The organism is Flavobacterium sp. Flavsp81, assembly GCF_059491325.1.
In genome coordinates this window covers 639,919-660,891 of sequence record NZ_CP168505.1, presented here as the reverse complement: position 1 = coordinate 660,891, position 20,973 = coordinate 639,919, and the positions used below count along the sequence as shown (strand labels likewise).

The 20,973-nt window shown below is 32.9% G+C and carries 15 protein-coding genes; 12 read left to right on the top strand and 3 right to left on the bottom strand.

The window, feature by feature from the left end:
* Positions 1–32: 32 nt before the first annotated feature.
* Together ACEN92_RS02870 and ACEN92_RS02865 are read left to right on the top strand one after the other, a co-directional pair.
* Entirely contained in the window at positions 33–1,232 is a 1,200-nt protein-coding gene (locus ACEN92_RS02870; RefSeq protein WP_495640865.1) for an alanine dehydrogenase, read from the top strand.
* Between the two features lie 35 nt (positions 1,233–1,267).
* The gene (locus tag ACEN92_RS02865; protein ID WP_495640864.1) at positions 1,268–1,642 is read left to right on the top strand and encodes a DUF4258 domain-containing protein; all 375 of its coding nucleotides are present in this window, start codon (positions 1,268–1,270) and stop codon (positions 1,640–1,642) included.
* A 259-nt stretch (positions 1,643–1,901) separates the two neighbouring features.
* Here ACEN92_RS02865 and ACEN92_RS02860 read toward each other — a convergent pair whose 3' ends face one another.
* Positions 1,902–5,090, bottom strand: a complete 3,189-nt coding sequence (locus tag ACEN92_RS02860; protein WP_495640863.1) for a cytochrome c biogenesis protein — start codon at positions 5,088–5,090, stop codon at positions 1,902–1,904.
* 256 nt (positions 5,091–5,346) lie between these two features.
* Between ACEN92_RS02860 and ACEN92_RS02855 the strand changes: the two genes are divergently transcribed.
* From ACEN92_RS02855 to ACEN92_RS02820, 8 genes are all read left to right on the top strand, one after another.
* Positions 5,347–6,108 (top strand): Rossmann-like and DUF2520 domain-containing protein, encoded by a 762-nt coding sequence (locus ACEN92_RS02855; RefSeq protein ID WP_495640862.1) that lies wholly within the window; start codon positions 5,347–5,349, stop codon positions 6,106–6,108.
* Positions 6,092–6,619, top strand: a complete 528-nt coding sequence (locus ACEN92_RS02850; RefSeq protein WP_495640861.1) for a KdsC family phosphatase — start codon at positions 6,092–6,094, stop codon at positions 6,617–6,619. Before ACEN92_RS02855 ends, ACEN92_RS02850 begins: the two co-directional genes overlap by 17 nt.
* 49 nt (positions 6,620–6,668) lie before the next feature.
* On the top strand, positions 6,669–7,595 hold the full coding sequence (locus ACEN92_RS02845) for a geranylgeranylglycerol-phosphate geranylgeranyltransferase (RefSeq protein WP_495640860.1): 927 nt from the start codon (positions 6,669–6,671) through the stop codon (positions 7,593–7,595).
* The gene (locus tag ACEN92_RS02840; RefSeq protein ID WP_495640859.1) at positions 7,588–8,172 is read left to right on the top strand and encodes a Maf-like protein; all 585 of its coding nucleotides are present in this window, start codon (positions 7,588–7,590) and stop codon (positions 8,170–8,172) included. The genes ACEN92_RS02845 and ACEN92_RS02840 overlap by 8 nt, the downstream gene beginning before the upstream one ends.
* Positions 8,173–8,182: 10 nt before the next feature.
* The gene (locus ACEN92_RS02835) at positions 8,183–8,713 is read left to right on the top strand and encodes a mechanosensitive ion channel domain-containing protein (protein ID WP_495640858.1); all 531 of its coding nucleotides are present in this window, start codon (positions 8,183–8,185) and stop codon (positions 8,711–8,713) included.
* Positions 8,714–8,819: 106 nt separating this feature from the next.
* Positions 8,820–9,920, top strand: a complete 1,101-nt coding sequence (locus ACEN92_RS02830; protein ID WP_495640857.1) for an AI-2E family transporter — start codon at positions 8,820–8,822, stop codon at positions 9,918–9,920.
* Positions 9,921–10,004: 84 nt separating this feature from the next.
* Complete coding sequence (locus tag ACEN92_RS02825; protein ID WP_495640856.1) at positions 10,005–11,828, top strand: hypothetical protein; 1,824 nt, start codon at positions 10,005–10,007, stop codon at positions 11,826–11,828.
* Positions 11,829–11,991: 163 nt separating this feature from the next.
* Positions 11,992–12,483 (top strand): hypothetical protein, encoded by a 492-nt coding sequence (locus ACEN92_RS02820; RefSeq protein ID WP_495640855.1) that lies wholly within the window; start codon positions 11,992–11,994, stop codon positions 12,481–12,483.
* A gap of 178 nt (positions 12,484–12,661) precedes the next feature.
* Here the strand turns inward: ACEN92_RS02820 and ACEN92_RS02815 are convergent, their stop codons facing one another.
* Together ACEN92_RS02815 and gyrA are read right to left on the bottom strand one after the other, a co-directional pair.
* Positions 12,662–13,930, bottom strand: a complete 1,269-nt coding sequence (locus tag ACEN92_RS02815; RefSeq protein ID WP_495640854.1) for a tetratricopeptide repeat protein — start codon at positions 13,928–13,930, stop codon at positions 12,662–12,664.
* 40 nt (positions 13,931–13,970) lie between these two features.
* Positions 13,971–16,589 (bottom strand): DNA gyrase subunit A, encoded by a 2,619-nt coding sequence (gene gyrA, locus ACEN92_RS02810; protein WP_495640853.1) that lies wholly within the window; start codon positions 16,587–16,589, stop codon positions 13,971–13,973.
* Between the two features lie 258 nt (positions 16,590–16,847).
* On the opposite strand from gyrA, the gene ACEN92_RS02805 reads away from it, so the two are divergent.
* On the top strand, positions 16,848–19,394 hold the full coding sequence (locus ACEN92_RS02805; protein WP_495640852.1) for an ATP-dependent Clp protease ATP-binding subunit: 2,547 nt from the start codon (positions 16,848–16,850) through the stop codon (positions 19,392–19,394).
* 143 nt (positions 19,395–19,537) lie between these two features.
* On the top strand, positions 19,538–20,908 hold the full coding sequence (gene rimK, locus ACEN92_RS02800; protein WP_495640851.1) for a 30S ribosomal protein S6--L-glutamate ligase: 1,371 nt from the start codon (positions 19,538–19,540) through the stop codon (positions 20,906–20,908).
* Positions 20,909–20,973 lie beyond the last annotated feature (65 nt).

The following is a 20,973-nucleotide window of genomic DNA, read 5'->3' as shown; positions in this document are numbered from 1 at the left end:
CGTAATTTGTACTCTTAATTTTTGCACCACTCATGTCAATAACCTTAACTCCATTTACGAAACAACAATTGTTGCCACAAGAAGAAAAACTTGAAATTGGCCGCCAAAAAAGAGAACTTTTTATAGGAATCCCTAAAGAAACAAGTTATCAGGAGCGTCGTATTTGTCTTACGCCGGATGCTGTTAATTCGTTAACATATGAAGGACATCGCGTAATGATTGAATCAGGAGCGGGAGAAAGCTCAAGCTATTCTGACAAAGAGTATAGTGATGCTGGTGCAGAAGTTACAAAAGATACTAAAAGGGTGTTTGGCTGTCCGTTATTGCTTAAAGTCGAGCCTCCTACTCTGGCAGAAATTAAAATGATTAATCCTGAAACGATTATCATATCAGCCATTCAGCTAAAAACAAAAAAGAAAACTTATTTTGAAGCTTTAGCACAAAAAAAGATAACAGCTCTTGCTTTTGAATATATTAAAGATGAAGATGGTTCCTATCCTGCCGTAAAATCATTAAGTGAAATTGCCGGTACAGCCTCAATCCTTATTGCTGCCGAACTGATGATTACTGATGAATTTGGCAAGGGGCTTTTATTTGGAAATATTACCGGCGTCCCTCCTACTGATGTTGTCATTTTAGGAGCCGGAACTGTAGGTGAATTTGCTGCAAAAACAGCAATTGGATTAGGAGCGAACGTAAAAGTCTTTGATAATTCTATTACTAAATTACGTCGTTTACAAAACAATTTAAATCAACGTATTTTTACCTCTACCATTCAGCAAAAAGCATTATTAAAAGCTTTAAGACGTTGCGATGTAGCTATTGGCGCTATGCGAGGAAAAGAACGCTGTCCGATTGTAGTTACCGAAACTATGGTGGAACACATGAAAAAAGGTGCCGTAATTGTAGATGTAAGTATCGATACAGGTGGTTGCTTTGAGACTTCTGAAGTAACTACGCACGAAAAGCCAACTTTCATAAAAAGCAATGTTTTGCATTATTGCGTTCCTAATATTCCATCCCGATATTCTAAAACTGCCTCACTTTCAATAAGTAACATAATAACTCCTTACCTTCTGCAGATAGCCGAAGATGGCGGTTTGGAAAGTGCTATCAGATGTAATAAAGGTTTAAAAAACGGAATTTATCTCTATCATGGAATCCTGACCAACAAAGCTATTGGAGAATGGTTTAATTTACCCGATAACGATATTAATTTACTTGTTTTCTAAAACAACTTTAGCGTACCTTTGCAAAAATTTAATTCATGAAGTTCGTACATCGTTTTGCTTATTATTTGATTGGTTTAGTTATGGGATGCTTTTTTGTAGCGCTCGTTTTTAGTGGAAAAGATACCCGCTGCAACTACTTTCCAAATGCCAGAGTCTTGAATAATTTAAGAACAAAACCATTTCAGTATTCTGAAAAAGCAATTCAAACCCTAAATGAAAAATGGGTAGATACTACTGATATCAAAAATACACTGACCTTTGGTGATGTCGACTTTGATCAAAGTAACGTTCCGTTCAACAAAGGAAAATTATACATAATAGAAGGGAAAACTATTAAAAACCAAGAGATTATCCTTAAAGTAACAAACTACGAAAACAAGGCAGTTTTAGAAGAAATTATTAAAAAATAATCAAATAAGAATAATTAAGAAAGGATAGTAAAAACTATCCTTTTTTTGTTTTAAATTTTATAATGAAAACTGAATCCATAGCCCTGATGGAAACGGCATCCTTTTGTGGTCTCGTTTTTGGGACGAGACCACAAAAGATACAGTGGACAGCAGGAATAGCTTCTGATTCTTCAACTACAAAACTTACAAACTTCAATTATTGTAAAACAAAAAAGGTTCAGCCGTAAAGTTGAACCTTTTTGTATATGAATTAATACTATTATTTTTTATAATATTTTCGATAGCTCGGATACGTTAAAACTCCAATTACAGAAATCGTTCCTAATGAATACCAAATCCAGTTTAGAGAATGGGCCTCTCCGCTTGCGTATGAGTGCAAACCTACCAAGTGGAAATTTACACCATAATAAGTAAACAAAATAGATATAAAACCAAACATACTCATTAAATTGAATATCCATTTTCCGCGTAAAGCAGGTACAAAACGGGCATGAATTATAAAAGCGTAGACCATAATAGAAATCAATGCCCAGGTTTCTTTTGGATCCCACCCCCAATATCTACCCCAACTTTCGTTGGCCCATTGTCCTCCCAAAAAGTTTCCAATGGTTAACATGATTAAACCAATTGTCAATGACATTTCGTTAATATAGGTAATCTCCTTAATGTTCAGATCCATTTTGGCTTTGTTTCTTTCATTGGTAAAGAAAATCAGTATTAAGGATACAAATCCTAGAATCATTCCGAGAGCAAATGGTCCGTAACTTGCTACGATTACTGCTACGTGAATCATTAACCAATAGGAATTCAAAACAGGCTGTAAATTGGCAATTTCAGGATCAATCCAGTTTGCATTTGCGGCCATGAAGATCATTGATGTTACAAAAGCTGCTGATGCTACGGTCAGTTTTGATTTTCGATCGAAAGCCAATCCGAAGAACATTGTCGCCCACGCCACATATACAATGGCTTCGTATGCGTTACTCCAGGGTGCGTGACCCGAAATATACCAACGGGCAATTAAAGCAAGTGTATGAAGCGCAAATATCAATCCGATTAAAATGTGAAAACCATTTACTGTAATACGTAAAAACTTTTTATCAAAGAAAATACTCAAAAGAGTAAAAATCAGCATGAATATTCCGGAAAGCGAATACCAATAAAACATTTTTGGCAAAATATTGTATTTGTTATAGGCAATTTCAAGATCGATTTTCTTTTCGCCTGGACGTACTTTACTTCCAAATTTCTTTTGAAAACCATTAATACTTTCTACCAAATCATCGGCAGTTTTAAAGTCTTTAGAAATAGAGCCATTGTTCAAAGCATTAAAATACAAAGGAATTATTTGCTTTACATAGGTTTCATCCATCCCTTTCAAACCTGCGTTGCCAATTTCTAAGTATGAAATCCATTTGTTATTCGGATCATTCGGAATCGGGAATATTTTCAATATACTTCCGCTTAAAGCAGATTCCATCAGATTTACTTTTTTATCCGTTTCGATAAAATCTTTTTCAAAGTTATTTGGATTTGCCGCTTTGTAAGCCGCATCTAAATACGGAGAAAGTTTATAATTACCATTTTCATCGAAAAACTTTACAAACGGGGCAAATTTGGCTTCTTTTTCAATTCCGATAATTCTACGGATGCTATCGTTTTCAGGTTTAATATAAATAATAGGAATCTGAATCCAAACCTGAGCATATTGTGTCATGGACAAAAACACCTGATCAGAATTCATTCCGTTATAATTATCTTTATGACTTACTTTTCTCAATAATTCTGACGAAAAAGTATTGATCGGCTTCATCCTTCCTCCGGCATCCTGAATAATTAAACGACCAAATTTAGCCGCATGGGCTTCCGGTGCTTTGTAAATATTCAGCAATGAATCTAACTGCTTTTGACTTGGCGGTGCTGTAACATGATTGGCATGATCGTTAGGATCTTTGGTATGGGCATGATTATGTTCGTGTACATGAGGCGCTTGTGCGAAACCATTAAAACTTAGCATTAAAACTAATATTGCAATTAATTTTGCTTTTTTCTCTTTCACTTTTTCAAGTTTACGCTTTAGATCCGCAAAACGCGAACCTTTGGTAAACATAATTGCCATTAAGCCAAAGAACAACATAAAATAACCCAAATAAGTTATTGAAGTTCCCCAGAAATCATGATTTACAGATAATACTGTTCCTTTTTCATCCGGATCAAATGAAGATTGAAAAAAACGATATCCTTTATAATCCAATACATGATTCATATAAATATCCGCATCAAAAGTTTCAGCAGAATCCTGAACAGTTACCTTACTTTCGAAAGCTGAATAACTTTTCTCTGTCCCCGGATATTTTGTAGCGATAAAATCGTTCAACTTTATTTTAAAAGGCAAAATGTAAGCTTTACTTCCGTAGAATAAAGAATATTCAATATTGCCAATTTTAACCGTTTTTGGTTCACCAACACTTCCTTTAGAACCTAAAAGGGTAATTTCTTTTTCTTTTCCTTCTGCTTTTACTTTTACAATTAAAGCATCATGATGTGATTTTGCTTTGAAATCATTAGATTCATAAGCAATAGTTCCTTTTATCGCAGGATCCGGAAAAACAATCCTAATATCACCAATGCTATATAAGGAACGCATCATTAATGGCTGAACATTATCTTTGGTAACTTTTCCTTCTAATTTATCAGCCATTCGCATAAAATTCCCTTCGAATGGGGTTTGAATTGTATACTTTTCGCCAGTTGTATTGATATTTATAGCTCCAGCAGTTGGCTTATTCAAAGTAAATAAAACATTGTGAATATTTTGAACTTCTCCTTCTTTCAGGAAATGTTCTTCACGTCCACCGGCTCCTGCTTCAACTAATTTAAGATATAAAGTTCCCTTTTGATCCGGTTTTACTACTTCTTTAGCTCCCATAATGTAGTTAGAATAGGTAACTTCAAAAGGAATTTGGTCAAATTTGCCTGACAGTGTAAAGTCATTATTGGTAATAGGAGATAATAAAAGACTTTTATCGAACACTCTGCGTTTCATTTCTCCTTTATATTCTCCGTCTGCAAAAACAGTTAAGAATGTTTTATCTGAATAGATTTGATTTTCAGCAGCTCCTTCCCGAATTGGCATCATACCTTCGTAACTGATATAACGTGTAATAAAAGCACCCAAAAGAATAAATATAAAAGCAACATGAAGTAATAAAGTGGCCCATTTTTCTTTCTTTAATAACTGATAGCGCTTAATATTTCCGAAGAAGTTTATCATAAAAAATACCATTATCGCTTCAAACCACCATGTATTATAAACTAAAATTCTGGCTGTATCGGTATTGTATTTACTTTCTATAAAAGTTCCGACACCCATTGCTATTGCAAATGTTAAAAAAAGAACAGCCATTAATCGTGTAGAAAACAAAAAAGAGAATATTTTTTTATCCATTTTTAAGGAATTACATTGTGTAAAAAGTGGCACAAAAATACTTAAAAATGTTGAGTTCTAATATTTGTCGTTTGTTAATTAAAACCAAAAAAGAGTTCTTTTCAATATCAAATTCTGAAATGCAGAAATAAATATTTTCTCTTTTTAATAAATCGAAAAAGAAACGTGAATTAACAGAGTCTTTGAATCTGGAATAAAAAATATATACCATAAAAATCAAAGTAAATCTCTTTAAAAAAAATGCTAATTTTGCGATATGATTCGAATAACGCTAATTGGTTCCGGAAATGTCGCCCAGCATTTGATAAAAGCTTTTTCAAAAAGTGATCTTGTTGAAATCGCACAGGTATTTTCAAGAAAAAAAGAAGCGTTGGAACATCTGCTTGATTCAGATAAAATCATAACTGAATATTCTGCTTTAACAAAATCTGATGTATACATTATAGCGGTTTCTGATAATGCAATAGCTGAAGTTTCAAAGCAATTCCTTTTTGATAACAAACTTATAGTTCATACTTCAGGAACTGCCTTACTGAATATTTTAGACCCTAAAAACCGAAGAGGCGTTTTTTATCCTTTACAAACTTTTTCTAAAAATAAAGCTGTAGATTTTTCGATAATTCCAATTTGTCTGGAAGCTGAAAACCAGTCTGATTATGCAATTTTAGAAACCGTTGCTAAAAGTGTTTCAAATGCTGTTTTTTCAATCAGTTCTGAACAAAGAAAAGCTTTACACGTTTCGGCTGTTTTTGTTAATAATTTTACGAATTATTTGTATCAGATTGGTCAGGAAATTTGTGAAGAACATCAGGTTCCTTTCGAAATATTAAAACCTTTAATTCAGGAAACTGCAGAAAAAATAAATATCTTAAATCCGATTGATGCGCAAACAGGTCCGGCAAAACGGAATGATTCCAACACAATTGAAGCTCATTTAGCGTATTTAACCAATGAAAATCAAAAAAACATCTATAAAATACTAACACAATCTATTCAGAATAATGGCAAAAAGTTATAAGGAAATAATGAATGACATCACAACATTTATTTTTGATGTTGACGGCGTACTTACGGACAGCTCCGTTTTTGTAACCACAGAAGGCGAAATACTTCGCACAATGAACATCCGGGATGGTTACGCATTGAAAGCAGCTGTAGAAAGCGGCTATCATGTTTGTGTTATTTCCGGCGGAAGCAATGAAGGCGTGCGTGTCAGATTACGTAATTTAGGTATTACTGACATACATTTAGGAACTCCGGATAAAGTGGAAACATTTAAGGAATACACCGATATTTACAATATAAAACCTGAAAATGTGTTGTACATGGGCGACGATATTCCTGATTTTCATGTGATGAAATTAGTAGGTTTGCCAACTTGTCCACAAGATGCCAGCCCTGAAATCAAAAATATCTCCCGTTATATTTCGCACGTAAAAGGCGGACGAGGAGCTGCCAGAGATGTGATCGAACAAGTTATGAAGGTACAGGGCAAATGGATGGAATATTTTAATGGAAAGCACGATTAGATAATTGATAATTATCAATTATTAATTCAAACCTTAGTATCTAAAAAAAATGAAATTTCTCAAACTCATCCGATATCAAAACTTACTGATGCTTGCTTTCATGCAGGTTTTATTTCGTTATTCTTTTTTAAAACAACAAAACATTCCTTTAGCTTTATCAGACTGGCAATATGGTTTATTGGTTTTAAGTACCATTTTAATAGCTGCTGCAGGTTATGTAATTAATAATATTTTTGATGTAGAAACTGATAGAATCAACAAACCAAATGATGTTATAATAGGTAAAGGTGTTTCAGAAACAAATGGTTACAATATTTATATAGCATTAAACATTACAGGCGTTGCGATTGGTTTTTATTTATCAAATGTTATACAGAGACCGGGATTTGCAACTATTTTTATTTTTATAGCTTCATTGCTTTATTTTTATTCCACAACCTTAAAACAAATCATGATTTTAGGAAATCTTGTTGTGGCATTTTTATTGGCAATGAGTGTTGTTATTATTGGGGTTTTTGATCTTTTTCCGGCAATAATTGCCGAAAATAAAGCACAAATGGCTAGTTTATTTTCTATCCTGACTGATTATGCCTTATTTGCTTTTATGATTAATTTCATTCGGGAAATAGTTAAAGATATAGAAGATGTAAATGGAGATTATAATCAGGGAATGAACACTCTGCCTATTGCAATTGGCATTAGTCGTACTGCAAAAATAGTATTTGTCATTTCAGTCATTCCGTTTGTTTTATTACTACTTTACATTAAAAATTATTTCGTAGAAAACAATTTGTTTATAGCTGCTTTGTATTCTTTCATTTTGGTATTGGCCCCGTTACTTTATTTTATTATAAAAATTTTTACGGCTAAATCAAAAAAAGATTTTCATCATCTGAGTACGGTTTTAAAATTGATTTTACTTTTCGGAATTTTATCAATTGTGGTTATTACTTTAAATATTCATTATAATGCTTAAAGAAAAATTAAAAAAATACACTTTAATTCTTGCTTCAGGTTCGCCAAGAAGGCAGCAATTTTTCAAAGACCTGGATTTAGATTTTGAAATTCGGTTAAAAGAAATTGAAGAAATATATCCTCCTGAATTAAAAGCTGTTGAAATAACCGATTATCTGGCACAGTTAAAAGCAAATGCCTTTGAAGGAGAACTAAAAACTAATGAAATTTTAGTAACCAGTGACACTATTGTGTGGCATCAAAATAGCGCTTTGGGGAAACCTAAAAATGCACAGGAAGCTTTTGAGATGATAAAATCAATGTCAAATGAAACCCATGAAGTAATTACATCGGTTTGTTTTAAAACCAACTCTTCTTCTGTTCTTTTAAATGATATTACAAAAGTTACTTTTAATGAACTCTCAGACGAGGCTATTTTATATTATATAGAAAACTATAAACCATACGATAAAGCGGGTGCTTATGGTATTCAGGAATGGTTTGGTTTTACGGCAGTAGCCAAAGTCGAAGGTTCTTATACAAATGTTATGGGGCTTCCAACTGCAAAAGTTTACAAATATTTGAGTACTTTAGAGTAAAATTTAATCTATGTTTTCTTTCAAAGAATATACACATGAAATGTTTGTCACAGGAATTTTAATAATTGCTTTAATATTCCTGAGAATTATTGCCGACAAACTTATTCGTCGTTATGCAAAAACGAGTCATATCCTGGAACACCGCGCTAATCTGGTTATTAAGTATATCCATATATTTATTAATCTGTTTATTATCATCAGCTTAATAGTTATTTGGGGGGTTCAGACTAAAGATATTTTTATAACAATCTCTTCAATTACTACTGTTATCGGAGTTGCACTGTTTGCACAATGGTCTATTTTAAGCAACATAACATCAGGAATGATTTTGTTTTTTTCATTTCCGTTTAAAATTGGCGATACCATAAAAATTCATGATAAAGATTTTCCAATTGAGGCCGAAATCGAAGATATTAGTGCTTTTCATGTCAATTTGAAAACAAAAGAAGGGGAGAAAATTATCTTTCCCAATAATCTTTTATTACAAAAAGGAATATCAATTATCCCTGCCCATTATGATGAAAAAGAGTTTTTTGATTAACTATTAATGGGAATTTTATAAACTATATTTTAAAAGCTAAAACAATATTTTAATTAATAAATCTAATATTTGCTTAGCTAAAGTATGAGTTTAAAAAATCCAAAATATGAATCAACCTTTAATACTGCCTTTTTACGCCAAGTTTGCAATTATTCTATTGAGTTTAATTTGTATTGGCGTTATAACATACATTGGAAGTAATATAATAACCCCTGTGATGCTGGCATTTTTATTTACAGTTTTACTGTTGCCTCTTCATACTTTACTACATACAAAATTACGTGTTCCCATCTATCTTGCTTCATTTATAACCGTAGTGATTTTTGTACTTTGTATAGCTGCGATTTTAACCTTCATTTCTTATCAAATAACAGATATTGCCAATGATTTTGATATCATTAAGAAGAATGCAATCGCTTTTTTCAATAATGTCCAATCTTATATTAACGAAAAATTTCAAATAAGTATTTGGGAGCAAAAAAAATATCTTAAAAAAGTAACAAGCGATTCTGTACAAAACGGTCCCGGAACGTTGGGAACTGCTATTGGCTCTTTAAGTGATGTATTATTTGATAGTATGCTTGTAGTGGTTTTTACTTTTTTGTTTCTTTTATACAAAACCCATTTTATTCTTTTTATGGCTAAATTATTTAATAAAGAAGACCATGGTAAGTTAAAAGAAATCATTACCCAAATAAAAATTTCAATCAACAATTATATCCTGGGACTTATTTTTGAAATGTTTGTCGTTTCTATTTTAACAGGTTTGGGTTTATGGATTATAGGTGCTAAATATTTTATTCTACTTGGACTTATAACCGGGATTCTAAATTTAATTCCATATATAGGAATCATGGTTGCAGGCATTTTAACAATTTTGTCCTCACTTACAGGAACTCCTGATGTATCCATGATTATAAGTATTCTTGTTGTAAATATTATTGTACAGCTTATTGACAATAATATACTTGTACCTTTAATCATTAACTCAAAAGTTGAAATTAACGCTCTGGTTTCAATAATAGGAATTATTATAGGCGGCAGTGCTGCTGGAATCTCAGGAATGTTTTTGGCAATACCCTTGTTGGCTATCTTAAAAATTATTTTTGACCGAATTGAATCTTTAGAGCCCTGGGGTTATGTTATGGGCAATCATATGCCTAAGAAATTTACCTGGAGAATTAGAAAACTAAAAGTTGAAAATTAAAACCAATAATATGTTTTTACCCTTATCGTTTTATTTATTCCATTTTAATAAAATTTCACCCTTAATTAAGCTAACTTTATTAGCATGTTTCAAAACCTAAAAATTATAGTTTTTCTTTTACTTTGGATTTGTTCACAAGGAGCTTTTTCACAAGAAAAAAAAGCTAAAAAGGATAGTACTGAAACCTCTTCTGAATCAAAAAAGATTAGTAAAAAAAGAAAAGTTACAAACTTCATAAAAAAAATAATTTTCAAGCCTTCCAAAATAAAAAAGAAAAATGAAACGTTGATTGTAAAAAAACACCTGCCAGGTGTTGATGGGAAAATTATTCGCAATATAAGAATCATAACTTTAGATCCTTTTGGCCGTTCAGATACTGATTCTACTATGGCTCCTAAAAATTGGGGGGAAAGAACAGGAAATAGGATGCATCTGAAAACTAAAAAGTTTGCTATTCAAAATTTATTACTTTTTAGAAAAAATTCCTTGTATAATGCCTATAAAATAAAAGAATCTGAACGTATTATCCGATCACAACGATTTGTAAGCAGAGTTACAATCTCAGAAGAACTAATTTCATCAACAAATGATTCCATAGATATTACAGTTCGTGTTTTAGATGCCTGGAGCTTATTACCTAAATTTTCAATATCAAGTTCAAAAATTTCAGTTGGATTCAATGATCGAAATATTTTAGGTACCGGTCAACAACTTGAGTATAAATTCGCCAATAGATTTGAAGATGGTCATAATGGTCATAATGCAACTTATACAATTCCAAATATCAAAAATACTTTTATCTCTACAAAATTCAGATATTACAAAGATTTAGAAGATAACTATAATAAAAGTATTGATATCGAACGTCCGTTTTATTCACCTTTAACAAAATGGGCCGGAGGGATCAAGCTCGAACAACAATTTAGGAAAGATACTTTGCCAGATGCAAGCTTAAATTATGAATTACAGCCTTTTAAAAATAATTTACATGATTTCTGGCTTGGGAAAGCGTTTAATATTACCGGTTTAAATCCCAAAAACGACAGAACCACTAATCTTATCATATCCGGGCGTTTTTTAGACATCGATTATACGGAGAGACCGTCGATAGTATATGATTCAATTAACTTTTTTTCAGATGAACAACAGTTTTTAATGGGATTCGGAATTAATACCCGTGAATTCGTAAAAGACAATTATATTTTTAGAAATGGGAATACTGAAGATGTTCCCATTGGAAGAATATATGGAATTACAGCCGGTTATCAATTTAAAAATAATATTTGGCGGCCATATTTAGGCAGCCGGTTTTCTTTTGGAGATTATTATAAATGGGGATTCTTAAGTACTAATTTCGAAATAGGTACTTTTTTTCATGAATCCAAAACTTATCAGACTTCAATTTCTCTTGAGGCAAATTATTTTACTAACTTATTAGAAATTGGAAACTGGAAATTGAGACAATTTATAAAACCACAAGTAATTGTTGGAATAAACCGTGCAAATTCTATTGGAGATCAACTTACAATAAATGAAAATTATGGACTGCAAGGCTTTAACGCTGCAATTTATGGCAAAAGTAAAATGGTCTTAAGCTTACAGACACAAACCTATGCGCCCGAAGAGATTTTAGGTTTTAGAATAAATCCGTATTTTAATTATTCTATAGCTGTATTAGGAAATAGTAATTCCGGATTATTTCAAAATAAATACTATTCAAAAATAAGCATCGGACTTTTGATCAGTAATGATTATTTAGTGTTTAATTCTTTTCAGATTTCACTTTCCTATTATCCGACTATTCCCAATCAGGGTGATTCAGTATTTAAAACGAATACTTTTCAAACTTCGGATTTCGGTCTTCAGTCTTTTGAATTGGCAAAGCCAAGAATTGTGGAGTATAAATAATTTCTTTTATAAAATCTAAAAATAATTATAAAGGCCTCAATATCAATTATTACTGGTAACAGAATGGAAAAAACAATCTATTTTAAAGATAAAGCATGTATGTTTTTATATCTTTGGCACAGTATATGAATACCACATATAGATTAACATAAAATCAAAAAAAATGAAAACAATTAAAATAGCAATCGCCGGATTATTTCTACTGCTTGCAAGTACGACACAGGCACAGGTATCTGTAAATGTCAATATAGGAACTCCGCCCGTATGGGGTCCAGTAGGATATACAGAAATGGAATATTATTATTTACCAGACATCGAAGCTTATTATGATGTAAGAGCAGCGCAATTTATTTATTTAGGTGGCGGAACATGGGTTAGATCAAGTCGTTTGCCTAGACAATACAGAAACTACGATTTGTATTCAGGTTACAAAGTTGTTTTAAATGATTACCACGGAAGAACTCCTTATGTTTACTATAACAAACATAAAACAAAATATTACAAAGGATATCATGGTTCTCCACAAAAACCTTTTAAACCAAGAGGAAATAATGGCCGTAATAATGATCATCATGACGATTATCACGATAAGGGTAATGGTGGAAAAAATGGTCATGGTAATGGCAACGGTCATGGTGGTCACGGAAAACACTAATTAAAATAATTTTTGCAATTCTTTTTTATACTAAAGAATTAAAATCAATAAAAGACTGTCATTTTGATGGTCTTTTTTTGTTTACAATTTGTCAAATCCAAAACAGGAAACTCCTATAAATAAAAACCCCGTCTAAAAATCTATTTTTTAGACGGGGTTTATTTTATGTAAGAACAAATTACATTGTAGCTTTCAATGCTTTTGCTTCAGCAGTCATTTCTAATGCTTTGTAAACACCTAATAATGTTTTAGAAACATCCTGATTTTTTGGATCTAACTCGTTTGCTTTTTTAAGATACGGAATTACACTTTTAAAAACACTTTCTCTCTGTGCTTTTAATACATCATAACGTTTCATATCTTTTGCAGAAGTTCCCAATTTATTCATTTCATCAATAATTGGTTTTTCAGCTTCTAATTTTAAGGCCGCAAGATTCAAATAAGCATTTGAATAATTTGGATTAATTTCAATGGCTTTCAAATAATATTTTTCAGCATCAACAGGATTTTTAGCATTAGCACTGATTACTCCCAAATTAAAAATTAAATCAGCATTGTTTGGTTCTTTTTGTAAAGCCTCTCCAACCAGTTTTTTATATGTTTCGAAATCTTTGGTTTCTAAATATAAATTAGCTTCTGAAAGAATTAAGGAAGTATCTTCCGGATTCGTTTTTCTTGCATCTGCTATCGCTTTTTTAGCATCTTCAATTCGTCCTTTCTGAACTAAGATTAAAGCCAAATTTTTGTAGATTTCTCCTCTTTTCGAAGGAATCGCTTCAGTTTTAGGTTTTTCGTGTGTTCCTAATTTTACTGCTAAATCTCTTTCATTTGCAGTATTAAAACCATCTTCGTTACCTGAAGCTTTGTTTACAGCAGTATAACTGGTTCCTTTTCCTGAATAATTTAATCTTTTTAATTCTTCATAACCTGAAAGAGCTGAATCATAATCCTGAGCGTTTACGAATGTTGAAGCAGCATAATATAAATTAATTGTGTCTTTTTTATCTAATTGATAAGCATCATATAATTTTTTTGCACCTTCAATACTTTTATTAGACTGAGTATCAGCAATAGCTGCATTAATCAATTTTCCTTTAATTTCACTTATTGATGTTGCTGCCTGAGTAGAATATTTTACCTTTCCTGAAGCTTTTTCAATGTCTATTAACTTTTTATAACTCTCTGCTGCAAGAGATAAGTTTTTACCTTCTTCTACTTTTTTATTTGCCAAATCTAAATGAGCATTTCCTTTTACAAAATAATATTGGGCCTGCTCAACATCTTTGGCGTTTACCACCATATTTTCAGCATCTTTTAATATAGTAATTGCTCCTTGGGCATCACCACTTTTTAATGCTTTTTCAGCACTTTTTATTTGATCTTTTTGAGCAAAAGTAGCTACCGAAATCAATAATGCTGATGCTAGTATTACATATTTACTTTTCATAATATTCAATTTGTGTATTTAATTTTAATTTATTCTAAATTTATTCCTCAGATTCTTCTTCTTCGGAATCATCCTCTTCGTCTAATTCTTCTTCAGAATCATCATCCTCATCGTCATCTGACGTGCCATCATCTTCAAGAACTTCTAAAACTGGTTTAACTCTCTCGATTGTTTCTGTTTCAATAACATTACCATCCTCGTCAACAACAACTTCTGCAGGATCATCTTTCATTACTTTGGTTACAGCTGCAATAGAATCTTTTCCTTTAATATTGATTAGTTTTACTCCTTGCGTAGCGCGGCCCATAACTCTTAAATCTTCAACAGCCATTCTGATTGTTAATCCGGATTTATTGATAATCATTAAATCATCAGCATCAGTTACGGCATTAATAGAAATAAGTTTACCTGTTTTTTCGGTGATATTAAGGGTTTTAACTCCTTTACCTCCACGGTTTGTGATTCTGTATTCGTCAAGACTGGAACGTTTACCGTATCCGTTTTCTGCAACAACAAGTATTTCGCTATTCATGTCGTTTACTGTAACCATACCTATTACTTCATCAGTATCGTCTTTTAATGTAATTCCACGAACTCCGGAAGCTGTTCTTCCCATCGGACGTGTTTTAGTTTCTTCAAAACGAACTAACTTACCAGATTTAACAGCTAAGATAATTTGGCTTTCACCATTAGTCAGTTTTGCTTCTAACAATTCATCACCTTCCTTAATCGTAATTGCAGCAACTCCATTTACTCTTGGTTTAGAATATTTCTCTAATGAAGTTTTCTTAATCTGTCCTTTTTTGGTTACCATAACCAGATTATGACTATTGATGTAATCTTTATCTTTTAAATCCTGCGTACAAATGAAAGCTTTTACTTTATCATCACTTTCAATATTTACTAAGTTCTGAATTGCTCTTCCTTTTGCCGTTTTACTTCCTTCGGGAATTTCGTAAACACGCATCCAGAAACATTTCCCTTTTTGAGTGAAGAACATCATATATTGATGATTGGTCGCAACAAACATGTGCTCAAGGAAATCCTGGTCTCTTGTTCCTGCACTTTTTTGTCCAACTCCTCCTCTATTCTGTGTTTTGTATTCAGTAAGGTTTGTACGTTTGATATAACCTGCATGAGAAATTGTAATAACCACATTTTCATCAGCAATTAAATCTTCGATACTTACATCGCCACCTGAATATTCGATTTGCGAACGACGGGCATCACCATATTTCTCACGAATTTCTTCAAGTTCTTCTTTAATTAAAGTAGTTCTTAAATCTACGTCAGCCAATAATGCTTTCAAATGATCGATTAACTTCATCAATTCTTCGTACTCAGCTCTTAACTTGTCTTGTTCCAGACCTGTTAACTGACGCAAACGCATTTCTACAATGGCACGCGCCTGAATATCTGATAATTTGAATCTTTCAATTAACTTTTCACGGGCCTCTTCAGTATTTTTTGAACCTCTTATTAAGGCAATTACTTCATCAATATTGTCTGATGCAATAATTAATCCTTCTAAAATATGGGCTCTTTCTTCTGCTTTGCGTAATTCAAACTGAGTTCTTCGAACTACAACATCGTGACGGTGCTCAATAAAATAATGAATCATATCTTTCAGATTCAGCATTTGTGGGCGTCCTTTTACTAATGCAATATTGTTTACACTAAAAGAAGATTGTAATTGCGTGAATTTATATAAGGTATTCAAAACTACATTTGGAGTAGCATCACGTTTCAGGATATAAACGATACGCATACCATTTCGATCTGATTCATCCCGAATATTAGCAATTCCGTCAATCTTTTTCTCATTAACTAAATCAGCCGTACGCTTAATCATGTCAGCTTTATTGACCTGATATGGAATTTCGGTAACGATAATAGACTCTCTTCCGTCTACCTCTTCAAAACCAACTTTTGCACGCATAACAATACGTCCTCTACCGGTTTTAAATGCTTCACGAACTCCTTCATAACCATATATAATTCCACCCGTTGGAAAATCCGGAGCTTTAATATGTGTTATTAATTCATCTATTTCAATATCATTATTATCAAGATAAGCTAATGTTCCATTAATAACTTCAGTTAAATTATGCGGAGGCATATTTGTAGCCATACCTACTGCAATACCTGTAGCTCCATTAATTAATAATGTAGGAACTCGGGTTGGCATTACTTTTGGCTCATATAATGTATCGTCAAAGTTAAGTTGAAAATCAACTGTTTCTTTTTCTATATCAGCCATGATTTCTTCCGAAATCTTTTTCATTCTTGCCTCGGTATAACGCATTGCTGCAGGACTGTCACCATCTACGGAACCAAAGTTACCCTGTCCGTCTACTAAAAGATAACGTAAACTCCATTCCTGTGCCATACGCACCATGGCATCATAAACTGATGTATCTCCGTGCGGATGATACTTTCCTAAAACTTCACCGACAATTCTGGCGGATTTTTTATGGGCTTTATTCGAAAAAACTCCTAAATCATACATTCCGTATAGCACTCTTCGATGCACTGGTTTCAAGCCATCTCTAACATCAGGAAGCGCTCTGGATACAATTACAGACATCGAATAATCGATGTAAGCTGATTTCATTTCATCTTCGATGTTAATAGGAATTAACTTTTCTCCTTCAGACATAAGTTGTTATATTAAATAATTATATTAATTTCAAAACGTGCCAATATACGGATTTTTGAAATTTTAAAACCTAATTTCTTACGCTAATTTCAATGATTTATTAACAACTTTTTTTTTGGTATCGGTTAATAAATTAAGCCTTTTTTAACTGTTTTATTACCTTTTTTTTTGTCTATTAGCTGACAGCTGTTACTGAAAGGTATGGTTTTTGTTTTTCAAACAGTAATTCACTAAATTTACAATACCTAATTATATATTATGGATGATAATTTTTCACCAAGAGTAAAAGATGTTATTACATACAGTAAAGAGGAAGCTCTCCGTCTAGGCCACGACTTTATTGGTACTGAACATCTAATGCTGGGCATTTTAAGGGATGGAAACGGAAAAGCCATTCATATATTAAACAGCCTGGCCGTCGATTTAGACCATTTACGCAGGAAAGTAGAGATACTGAGTCCCGCTAATCAAAGCGTGGAAGTAAATGCGGAAAAGAAAAATCTTCATCTTACCCGTCAAGCGGAAAGGGCACTGAAGACAACCTTTCTTGAAGCTAAGGTATTTCAGAGTTCCTCGATTAGCACAGCACATTTGCTTTTATGCATCTTACGAAATGAAAATGATCCAACAACCAAGTTATTGAATAAGCTAAAAATAGATTATGATATAGCTAAAGAACAATATTTAAATATGACTCCAAACGAAGAAGAATTCTTAGAAAACTTGCCAAAAAACGAATCATATAATGATGATTCAGGACAAGATGACAGTCTTAAAGAAAGTAGTTTTAACAATCCCGCCAATAAGTCAAACAAAAAATCAAAGACTCCTGTTTTAGATAATTTTGGGAGAGATTTAACAGAAATGGCCGAGGAAGGAAAACTAGATCCTGTTGTAGGACGTGAAAAAGAAATTGAACGTGTTTCACAAATCCTGAGCCGCAGAAAAAAGAACAACCCTCTTCTTATAGGAGAGCCAGGAGTTGGTAAATCTGCTATTGCTGAAGGATTAGCGTTACGTATCATTCAGAAAAAAGTATCCCGTATTCTTTTTAACAAACGTGTTGTTACACTTGATCTTGCCAGTTTGGTAGCCGGAACAAAATACCGCGGTCAGTTTGAGGAAAGAATGAAAGCCGTTATGAACGAGCTTGAAAAAAATGATGATATCATTCTTTTTATTGATGAAATTCATACCATTGTTGGTGCTGGTGGTGCAACAGGTTCACTGGATGCTTCGAATATGTTTAAACCTGCGTTGGCAAGGGGTGAAATTCAATGTATTGGTGCAACAACTCTTGATGAATACAGACAGTATATTGAGAAAGATGGTGCTTTAGAAAGACGTTTTCAAAAAGTAATCGTTGAACCGACTTCTGTTGAGGAAACAATTGCAATTTTGAATAATATCAAAGACAAATACGAAGATCACCACAACGTTACTTATACCCAGGAAGCAATTGAAGCTTGTGTTAAATTAACAAACAGATATATGTCTGAGCGTTTTTTACCGGACAAAGCTATTGATGCCCTTGACGAAGCCGGTTCCCGCGTACACATTACCAATATTGATGTCCCTAAACAAATTCTTGATTTGGAACGTCAGCTGGAAGAAGTTCGCGAAAACAAAAATATGGTAGTTAAAAAACAAAAATATGAAGAAGCTGCCAAACTTCGTGATGATGAGAAACGCATAGAAAAAGACCTCGCTATAGCTCAGGAACAATGGGAAGAAGATTCTAAAAGCAACAGAATCGAAGTTACAGAAGATAATGTAGCCGATGTTGTTTCGATGATGACAGGAATTCCGGTAAACCGTATTGCACAAACTGAAAGCAATAAATTAGCCAAATTGCCTGAATTAATTCAGAATAAAGTAATTGGTCAGAACGAAGCAGTTTTAAAAATTGCACGTTCAATTCAACGTAACAGAGCCGGACTTAAAGATCCTAACAAACCAATTGGTTCGTTTATTTTCTTAGGTCAGACCGGTGTTGGTAAAACACAATTAGCAAAAGTTTTAGCAAAAGAATTATTTGATTCAGAAGATGCGTTAGTTCGTATCGACATGAGTGAGTACATGGAAAAATTTGCTATTTCACGTTTAGTTGGAGCTCCTCCGGGATATGTTGGTTACGAAGAAGGAGGACAATTGACTGAGAAAGTTCGTAGAAAACCATATTGTGTGGTACTTTTAGACGAGATAGAAAAAGCACATCCGGATGTATTCAATATGATGCTTCAGGTATTGGATGATGGTTATTTAACAGATAGTTTAGGTCGCAAAATTGACTTTAAAAACACTATTATTATTATGACTTCTAATGTTGGAGCACGTCAATTAAAAGATTTTGGACAAGGTGTAGGATTCGGAACTGCCGCAAAAGTAGCTCAGGCCGATGACAATTCGAAAAGCATTATTGAAAATGCATTGAAAAAAACTTTCGCTCCTGAATTCCTAAACAGAATTGATGATGTAATCGTATTTAATGCATTAGAAAAACACGATATTGATTTGATTATCGAAATCGAGCTTAAAAAACTTTATACACGTATTGCAGAATTAGGTTATAATTTAAGCCTGACTGACAAAGCTAAAGCATTTATTGCAGAGAAAGGTTTTGACAGACAATTTGGAGCCAGACCTCTAAAAAGAGCAATTCAGAAATATGTTGAAGATTTATTGGCCGAAGAAATTATCACTTCAAAAATACATTCAGGTGATGAAATCTTAATGGATTTGAAGGATGATTCTCAAGAACTTTCTGTAGAAATACACAAAGCCGAAGAACCGACTAATCTGTAAATGAGTTTAAATTTTATAACAAATTTAATTTACCCGTTACGTTTTCATAACATAACGGGTATTTTTTTTAGATAAATCACTATCTTTAATAAAAGCAAATAGCTACTTTTGGATATTAAATTCTATAAAATAAATAATAACGTATGCTTCAAAACAAAGTCATTTTAGGTAGCGAAGAATGGTGTGCATTTCCGGAATTAGGAATTCCAACAATTAAGGCTCGTGTGGATTCTGGTGCAAAAACTTCTGCAATGCACGCTATAAACATTGCTCCTTTTATAAAAAATGATGCCAATTGGGTAAAATTTGATATCAATCCAATTCAGAATAATACTAAAACCATCATTCATTGTGAAGCTCCGTTAGTTGACAAAAGAATTGTAAAAAGTTCAAGCGGCTTCAGAGAACATCGTTATGTAATTCAGACCAATATTAAACTTGGTGATGTAAAATGGCCAATCGAAATGACCCTTACAAACCGGGATTCGATGGGATTCAGGATGCTTTTAGGCCGTGAAGCCATGAGTGGACGCGTATTGGTAGATCCTGAAGAAAAATACATGTTAGGACAGCCATCTCCTGAAACATTAAAAGAATTATACCAAAACTCTGAAAAAGCGACTTCCGGCTTACGAATTGGACTTTTAGCCAGTAATCCTGAATTATACAGTAATAAAAGAATTATGGAAGCGGGCGAAATGCGCGGTCATGAAATGCATTTTTTGAATATCAAGGAATGTTATATGAAACTGGACGCAAAGACTCCTGAAATTCATTACCGTGGCGGAAAAATATTAAACCAATTTGACGCTATAATTCCTAGAATTCGACCAAGCATCACTTTTTACGGTTGTGCTTTAACACGTCAATTTGAAGCTTTGAAGGTTTTCGTTTTAAACTCCGCTACAGCCATCACACAATCACGAGATAAATTATATTCGTTACAATTGTTATTAAATAGCGGAATTGACATTCCGACAACGGGTTTTGCCAATTCCCCTTTAGATACTGACAACTTAATTAAAATGGTTGGCGGTTCTCCTTTAATTGTAAAACTATTGGAGGGAACACAGGGAAAAGGAGTTGTTTTAGCCGAAACAAAAAAAGCTGCAGAAAGTGTTATCAATGCTTTTAAAAGCTTAAATGCCAATATTTTGGTTCAGGAATTCATCAAAGAAGCAAACGGAAAAGATATTCGCTGTTTTGTTATTGACGGAAAAGTTGTTGCAGCAATTCAGCGTGAAGCAATGCCTGGCGAATTTAGAGCTAACATTCATCTTGGAGGAACAGCTTCTGTCATAAAAGTAACTGCCGAAGAGAAAAAAATTGCCATAAAAGCTGCAAAAGCAATGGATCTAAAAGTGGCCGGCGTAGATATTATCCGTTCTTCAAAAGGTCCTTTATTACTTGAAGTGAATTCTTCTCCAGGCCTTGAAGGCATTGAAGGTGCTACAAACAAAGATGTTGCAGGGGAAATGATTAAAGCAATTGAGAAGAATTTTAAGTTATCATAAGTTTTAATCTAAACTTAATATTAAATAAATAATTTAGCAGCTTTGTCAAAGTTTAAAACTTCGGC

What these genes read in the sequence shown, in the direction of transcription:
- ACEN92_RS02835 (WP_495640858.1), top strand. Translation starts at nt 8,183, where the DNA reads ATGTTTTCTTTCAAAGAATATACACATGAAATGTTTGTCACAGGAATT.
- ACEN92_RS02840 (WP_495640859.1), top strand. Translation starts at nt 7,588, where the DNA reads ATGCTTAAAGAAAAATTAAAAAAATACACTTTAATTCTTGCTTCAGGT.
- ACEN92_RS02865 (WP_495640864.1), top strand. Translation starts at nt 1,268, where the DNA reads ATGAAGTTCGTACATCGTTTTGCTTATTATTTGATTGGTTTAGTTATG.
- gyrA (WP_495640853.1), bottom strand. Translation starts at nt 16,589, where the DNA reads ATGTCTGAAGGAGAAAAGTTAATTCCTATTAACATCGAAGATGAAATG.
- ACEN92_RS02860 (WP_495640863.1), bottom strand. Translation starts at nt 5,090, where the DNA reads ATGGATAAAAAAATATTCTCTTTTTTGTTTTCTACACGATTAATGGCT.
- ACEN92_RS02870 (WP_495640865.1), top strand. Translation starts at nt 33, where the DNA reads ATGTCAATAACCTTAACTCCATTTACGAAACAACAATTGTTGCCACAA.
- ACEN92_RS02815 (WP_495640854.1), bottom strand. Translation starts at nt 13,930, where the DNA reads ATGAAAAGTAAATATGTAATACTAGCATCAGCATTATTGATTTCGGTA.
- ACEN92_RS02845 (WP_495640860.1), top strand. Translation starts at nt 6,669, where the DNA reads ATGAAATTTCTCAAACTCATCCGATATCAAAACTTACTGATGCTTGCT.
- ACEN92_RS02820 (WP_495640855.1), top strand. Translation starts at nt 11,992, where the DNA reads ATGAAAACAATTAAAATAGCAATCGCCGGATTATTTCTACTGCTTGCA.
- ACEN92_RS02805 (WP_495640852.1), top strand. Translation starts at nt 16,848, where the DNA reads ATGGATGATAATTTTTCACCAAGAGTAAAAGATGTTATTACATACAGT.
- rimK (WP_495640851.1), top strand. Translation starts at nt 19,538, where the DNA reads ATGCTTCAAAACAAAGTCATTTTAGGTAGCGAAGAATGGTGTGCATTT.
- ACEN92_RS02825 (WP_495640856.1), top strand. Translation starts at nt 10,005, where the DNA reads ATGTTTCAAAACCTAAAAATTATAGTTTTTCTTTTACTTTGGATTTGT.
- ACEN92_RS02855 (WP_495640862.1), top strand. Translation starts at nt 5,347, where the DNA reads ATGATTCGAATAACGCTAATTGGTTCCGGAAATGTCGCCCAGCATTTG.
- ACEN92_RS02830 (WP_495640857.1), top strand. Translation starts at nt 8,820, where the DNA reads ATGAATCAACCTTTAATACTGCCTTTTTACGCCAAGTTTGCAATTATT.
- ACEN92_RS02850 (WP_495640861.1), top strand. Translation starts at nt 6,092, where the DNA reads ATGGCAAAAAGTTATAAGGAAATAATGAATGACATCACAACATTTATT.